The sequence below is a fragment of the Nocardia sp. NPDC004568 genome (assembly GCF_040609955.1).
GTDB lineage: Bacteria > Actinomycetota > Actinomycetes > Mycobacteriales > Mycobacteriaceae > Nocardia.
On the sequence record NZ_JBEXLL010000148.1, the window covers coordinates 1 to 6195 of the forward strand.

5 protein-coding genes are annotated in these 6195 nt (G+C 71.7%); 4 read left to right on the forward strand and 1 reads right to left on the reverse strand.

The window, feature by feature from the left end:
* The first annotated feature begins 1049 nt into the window (after nucleotides 1-1049).
* The 3 genes from ABZV91_RS31890 (at nucleotide 1050) to ABZV91_RS31900 (ending at nucleotide 2936) form a co-directional block, all read left to right on the forward strand.
* Complete coding sequence (locus tag ABZV91_RS31890; RefSeq protein ID WP_355249435.1) at nucleotides 1050-1973, forward strand: tyrosine recombinase XerC; 924 nt, start codon at nucleotides 1050-1052, stop codon at nucleotides 1971-1973.
* A gap of 269 nt (nucleotides 1974-2242) precedes the next feature.
* The gene (locus ABZV91_RS31895; protein ID WP_355249436.1) at nucleotides 2243-2602 is read left to right on the forward strand and encodes a DUF202 domain-containing protein; all 360 of its coding nucleotides are present in this window, start codon (nucleotides 2243-2245) and stop codon (nucleotides 2600-2602) included.
* A gap of 10 nt (nucleotides 2603-2612) precedes the next feature.
* Nucleotides 2613-2936, forward strand: a complete 324-nt coding sequence (locus tag ABZV91_RS31900; RefSeq protein WP_355249437.1) for a DUF202 domain-containing protein — start codon at nucleotides 2613-2615, stop codon at nucleotides 2934-2936.
* A 42-nt stretch (nucleotides 2937-2978) separates the two neighbouring features.
* Here the strand turns inward: ABZV91_RS31900 and ABZV91_RS31905 are convergent, their stop codons facing one another.
* Nucleotides 2979-3485 (reverse strand): M23 family metallopeptidase, encoded by a 507-nt coding sequence (locus tag ABZV91_RS31905; RefSeq protein WP_355249438.1) that lies wholly within the window; start codon nucleotides 3483-3485, stop codon nucleotides 2979-2981.
* Nucleotides 3486-5250: 1765 nt separating this feature from the next.
* Between ABZV91_RS31905 and rpsB the strand changes: the two genes are divergently transcribed.
* Nucleotides 5251-6090 carry a 30S ribosomal protein S2 gene (gene rpsB, locus ABZV91_RS31910; protein WP_063059661.1) on the forward strand — a complete coding sequence of 280 codons (840 nt, stop codon included), beginning with the start codon at nucleotides 5251-5253 and terminating at the stop codon, nucleotides 6088-6090.
* The last annotated feature ends 105 nt before the right edge of the window (nucleotides 6091-6195 follow it).

The window sequence follows — 6195 nt, forward strand, 5'->3', positions numbered from 1 at the left end:
GAAGTCCTCGACATGTCGGTCGCCGGCGCCGAAGAGTTCTTCGGCTCCGGCGCCGCCCGCATCCCCGCCGAACAGGGGCTGCCCGGGCTGCCGCCGAGTCGAGATCGGCGCCGGGCACGGCGATCGTTGCGTCCGCCATGGTGGCGGTCGAACACGGTGCACCGATCGAAAAACCACCAGGCTCCGGTGGCCTGTCCCCGGGAGCCGGCCCCGCCGGAGCTTTCGCCGCCCGGACGTCGAAGGCCGCGCTCGGTGTGGATGCCCGCTGCTGCGAGAGACGGAGACGGTGGTCGGTCGCGCTGCGGAGGGCAACCGAACAGGACCGTCGGCCTCCGAACCGGGGCGACGCGGCGGCGCGATGAGAGCTGAGCGTTGTCGGGCGACATCGAGCCGCTGCTGTACCCGCGCGTCTTCGCCGACAGCAGCAGCGGGCGATCACAGCAGAGCGGTTGCTTCGCCACGTTCCTCGAAGCCGCCGACCCGGCCCGCCGACCCGGCCCGCCGACCCGGCTCGCCGCTGGTGCGAGGAGGGCGGTGGTTCGCGCTCGGTCTTCTGGACGGTCTACCGGCGAGTCTCGGCCGATCCGCCGCGTCTGCCTGGTCGGTGCGCCACGACCGGTCGCCCCGGTACGGGACGGTATGCGGTGCGGTCGAGAAGGTGGGGATGGTTTGGGTGGTTGGAGGGTGTGTGGGGAGGGGCGAGAAGGTGGGGATGGTTTGGGTGGTTGGAGGGTGTGTGGGGAGGGGCGAGAAGGTGGGGATGGTTCGCGTGGTTAGGAGTGTGCGTGGGGAGGGGCGAGCCGCCGCGTTCCTTCGCCCGGTCACGTCGGCGAGGCTCCCGGCCTCCGGGAAGGCGGGGACGGTTCGGGTGGTTCGGAGCGTGCGGGGGGAGGGCCGAGGCGGTGTGGGTGCGGCCGAGAGGTTGTGCGGAAGCGGTCGGGGCCGTACGGGGTCGCGGGCGGCGGCTTACCGGAGGGCGGAGAGGTGCGCCCGGCAACGCGGCGGCGCGTGGGCTTGCGGTTCGGTGCCGGGCGGACGACGGTGGGGCGGTGCGTGAATTGCCCGAGGATCTGGAAGCCCTGCTGACCGAATACGGGCGGCATCTGCGGCTCGGTCGCAACCGGTCGGCCCATACGGTGCGCGCCTACCTCGGCGATATCCGCTCATTGCTCGCGCATCTCGTCGACCATGCCGCCGACGCCTCCGTACGCGAGCTGGATCTACCGGCCATGCGCGCCTGGCTGGCGTCGCACGCGGAGCGTGGCGCCGCCCGTACCAGTATGGCTCGGCGGGCTTCGGCTGCGCGGGCGTTCACGGCATGGCTGACCCGGACCGGCCGGCTGACCGTGGACCCCGGCCTCCGTCTCGCCGCACCCAAGGCTCACCGCAGCCTGCCCGCCGTCCTCGGCCAAGAGCAGGCGGGCCGGGTGATGAACGCCGCGCAATCGGGCGCCGAACAGCACGACCCGATGGCGCTGCGGGATCGGCTCATCGTCGAACTGCTGTACGCCACCGGGATCCGCGTCGGCGAACTGTGCGGACTCGATATCGACGATATCGACCGGGAGCGGAGGTTGGTGCGCGTCCTGGGCAAGGGCAACCGGGAGCGGTCCGCGCCGTTCGGTGGTCCCGCCGACCACGCGGTGGGCGAATGGCTGCGCTACGGCCGGCCCGTCCTGGCCACGTCCGAGTCCGGCCGCGCGCTGCTCCTGGGCCGGCGCGGCCGACGCCTCGATCAGCGGCAGGCCCGGACGGTGGTGCACGCTGTGGTGTCCGCCGTCCCGGGCACCGCCGACCTGGGTCCGCACGGTCTCCGCCATACGGCGGCCACCCACCTTCTCGAGGGCGGCGCCGATCTGCGGGTGGTACAGGAACTCCTGGGGCACGCCAGCCTCGCGACCACGCAGCTCTACACCCACGTCTCCATCGACCGTCTGCGAAAAGCCCACGACCAGGCCCACCCCCGCGCCTGAATCACGAACGGTCCATATGCCCGGTCCTATGGTGGACCCGAGACTCGGACTGCGGCTCGGACTGCTGGTGGTGTGTCCGGTCGGCTCGGGCTGATGTCTGGTGCGCTCGGCGAGCGCACCAGCAGCCGGCCGACGGTATCCGGCGGGCCGTCGGCTGGAAGCTGGATTCGCCGAAGTACGGGGCCTACGCTGTCCAGCGGAGCCGCCCCACCGCGGCGGACCGGTACTCGGGAGGTGAGCGTGCAGACCACGACCGGCACGGCCGCCCGATGAGTTCCGCGCGGGAGGAGACGGACCGCGGGGCGGAGCCGGTCGACTACAGGTTCACGCTCGCCAACGAACGGACCTTTCTTGCCTGGATCCGCACCGCGCTCGGGTTGCTGGCCGGTGGGGTCGCGGTGCACGCGGTGGTGCAGGAACAGTGGAGTGTGGATTTCCGTACCGTACTGGCGGTCAGCTGTCTGCTGCTGTCGCTGGTCCTCGCGGTCGGCGCGTATGTGCATTGGCGGCGGGTCCGGGCCGCGATGGACGAAGGACGGCCGCTACCGGGCACGGTGCTGGTGCCGATCCTGGCCGTCGGGACAGCGTTCGTGGCGATTCTCGCGTGCCTGGCCGTACTACTGCACTGAGGACGGTGTCGTGACCGATTCGACCGAACTCCGATTGGCGGCGGAGCGTACGGCGCTGTCGTGGCGGCGCACCTGTCTGGCGTGCCTGATCGTCGATCTCCTGCTTCTACGTCTCGTGGTGGCCGAGAAGTGGGATCCGGCCGCGCTCCTGCCGGGTATCGCCTCCCTCGTCCTCCTGTCGGTCGCCGCACTGGGCTACCGGCGCAGCCGCCGGCTCCGCCTCGACGCGGGCGGTTCCGCGACGGGCACCCTCGGCGCGGTCGCCATTGCCGTGACGGTTGCCGCGCTGGTCATCGCCGGCTACGTGATCGCGCGCCCGATCCCGCCGGGTTGAGAATCGCGCTCGGCACATTCGTCCGATGACCGCGGCGGCCGTTCACCCTTCGGCCGCGGGAGTGCCGTGGCCCACCGGCTTCAGCCTGATGGGCGCCCTTCCCAACAACCCGAGCGGGTCGAGATATTCGCGGGACGCGTGCGCGGTGCTCTCCCGGCGTAACCCCCAGTGCAAGCAGGCCGGCGCCCGGCACCCGGCGTGGCCCGCGGCCAGTACCCCGATTCGAGTCCGGCGGGTGACTCGCCGACCCGGCGAGATCTCTGCATCCACCGGTTCGTACGTGGTTCGCAGCCCGCCGTCGTGGAGTATCGCCACCACCGGCCTGCCCGCCACCTCGCCGGCGAACACCACGATCCCCGGTCCGGCCGCATAGACCGCCTGACCGGGTGTACCGCCCAGGTCGACACCGCGATGGCCGGGCAGCCAGTCCTGGTCGGGTGGGTCGAACGGCCGTTCGACCATCGGGCGCGGACGCAGCGGCCAGTCGAACCCGGTCTCCGGCGCCGCCGCCGCGGAACCGGAGGAGAGCAGGGCGGCGACCGCGAGGATCACCACTGCCGGCCCACGAACCGACCCGCCGGACCGGGCGGACCACCTCGGCCCGCCCGGTTCGGTGGGGCCGGGTCTCACCGCTCGCGGTCGGGGCACGGACGCGGCGCTGGTACCGGTCGCGGTAAGAGCCGGACGAATTCGCTCACCAGCGCTTCGAGCACGGGAAGAACCCGGCACACCGCGCCCGACCCGGTGGCCGATCCCGAACTCGAACCCGGCCCACAGCCACCGGCCCGGCTCGACCCGGTCGGTGATCGGCGGGCCACCTCGTTCGACTGCCCGATATCCGGCTCGGCGGGCATGGTTCCCTCGGGGAGGGATGGGCCGAACAGAACTTCGACCGGGGGCGCGGTAGAAGCGCCCGCGGGTGGTGGCGGGCCGGGAGCGACTACTTCGGCGGCCGCCGGATCCGGGCTCGACACTCCTGCGGGGAGCGGAGAGTCACGTACCCATGCCGTCGCGGGAACGTCGCCGAAGGGTGGGGCGACCGAACGGTTGATCGCCGGGCCGGTACCGGTTGCCATCCGGCCGCTCGTGGAGCCGGAATGCGCGATCACGGCGGAATCGAAATCGGCCGGAAGCGCGGCGGCTGTGGGCCCCGGACCGAGCGGGAATGCGATGAACACCGTGGTGAGCGCGGCACCGATCAAGCTGTCCAGGCTCCGTCGACGGCCGGTGGGCCCGCGGCGGGCCGGTCGCCGCCGTGGTGTGCCGGAAACGGTGAGGTGTGTGCCGTCCACCCCGGGTCCGCGAATCGGGTTCCGCCCGGGAGAACGCCGCACGTGGCGGCCGGGCGTGTGGCGGGCCGGTGTGCTCCCGGGGAACGGTGTCGAACGAGGTCGGATCACCGGGAAGCGGGTCGTGCGTATCGGCGTGCTCGGCTGTGCCCCTCGCACACCGTCGGAATGCGGTGAGCCGGTGTCGGGCCGGCCGCGCTCGGGGGACGCGGCCGACCGGTGGGTCAGCCTCCGCTCGTACCGCCTCGCCCGGCGGGTCAGATCGCTCGGTCCCGGGACCGGGGACGGCCCGGGCGCCGCAGGTTCCCCGAGGTGGTCCGGTGCCGACCGGTGCCGACCGGCCGTGCGCCGGGATTCGCGATCTTCGCGTGTGCCGGAATCGTCCACCGGGACCGTGGCCGTGCCGCGTCCGGGCCCGATGCCTCGCCCGGCGCCGCGGCCGCGGCGGATATCGCGGGACGGCTGCTCCGTGATGCGCCGCGGCCATGCCGGCAGGGGGCGGGTCGGATGGTCGGCGGTGGACGCCGGTCCGTGCCGGCGCGCGATATGTGGCCGGCTCCGCGGTGCGGGCGGGAGTCCGGCGCCCCCCGCCGGCGTGCCGGTTGCCGCGGTGTGAGTGGTTTCGCAGGTCATATGCTCAGCCTGCTGGGGCCGTGAGCTACGCGGAACCCGCAATTCCGGCACCTGTGGACAACTCGCCTCTGTGAACAATTGCCGTTTCATTCCGGTGGCCGGAGGGCGCGGTCCATCGACGATCCGACCGGGCGATTTCCGGTTCGCGCAGCCCACGCCGTAAACTGGCCGAGCGGTCCGTGTTCGCACGACCGACTTCGCGCACCACCGTGCTTGTTCATCGCGCTGCCCCACCGAGTTCCTGCCGGAACCGGCGAAGGCCGGCGCATTCCGGAACAGGGGACGTCTCGGCTGGTCCCGATCACCGATCGGGTCCGAGCGTTCTGTGGTGCCAGGGCAGCAGGCCGCCGGCCCGCTGCGTCAACCGGCAACGAAAGAGAGATACGAGAGCCATGGCTGTCGTAACCATGAAGCAGCTGCTCGACAGCGGCGCGCATTTCGGACACCAGACCCGTCGCTGGAACCCGAAGATGAAGCGGTTCATCTTCACCGACCGCAACGGCATCTACATCATCGATCTGCAGCAGACGCTGACCTACATCGACAAGGCCTACGAATTCGTCAAGGAGACCGTCGCCCACGGCGGCACCGTCCTGTTCGTCGGCACCAAGAAGCAGGCGCAGGAGTCCATCGCGGCCGAGGCCACCCGGGTCGGTATGCCGTATGTGAACCAGCGCTGGCTCGGCGGCATGCTCACCAACTTCTCCACCGTGCACAAGCGTCTGCAGCGCCTCAAGGAACTCGAGGCCATGGAGCAGACCGGTGGGTTCGAGGGTCGCACCAAGAAGGAAATCCTCATGCTCACGCGTGAGATGAACAAGCTGGACCGCACCCTCGGTGGTATCCGGGACATGCAGAAGGTGCCGTCGGCCATCTGGGTCGTCGACACCAACAAGGAGCACATCGCCGTCGGCGAGGCGCGCAAGCTGAACATCCCGGTCATCGCGATCCTGGACACCAACTGCGATCCCGACCTGGTCGACTACCCGATCCCGGGCAACGACGACGCGATCCGTTCCGCCGCGCTGCTCACCAAGGTCGTCGCCTCCGCGGTGGCCGAGGGTGTGCAGGCCCGGGCCGGCCGTTCCGGCGGCGACGACAAGCCCGAGGCGAGCGCCGCCGAGCCGCTGCCGGAGTGGGAGCAGGAGCTGCTCGCGCAGGCCACCCCGAGCACCGAGGCTCCGGCGGAAGCCCCGGCCGAGGCGCCCGCGGAGACTCCGGCCGACGCCTGAGTCGTCACCTCGCGTTCGGCGGCCGCTCACCGGCCGGTGCCATGGTGAGCGTCGCCGGATCGAACTTCCCACGGTGGTGGGGGGGGGGGGCGGCGCGCGGGCCCG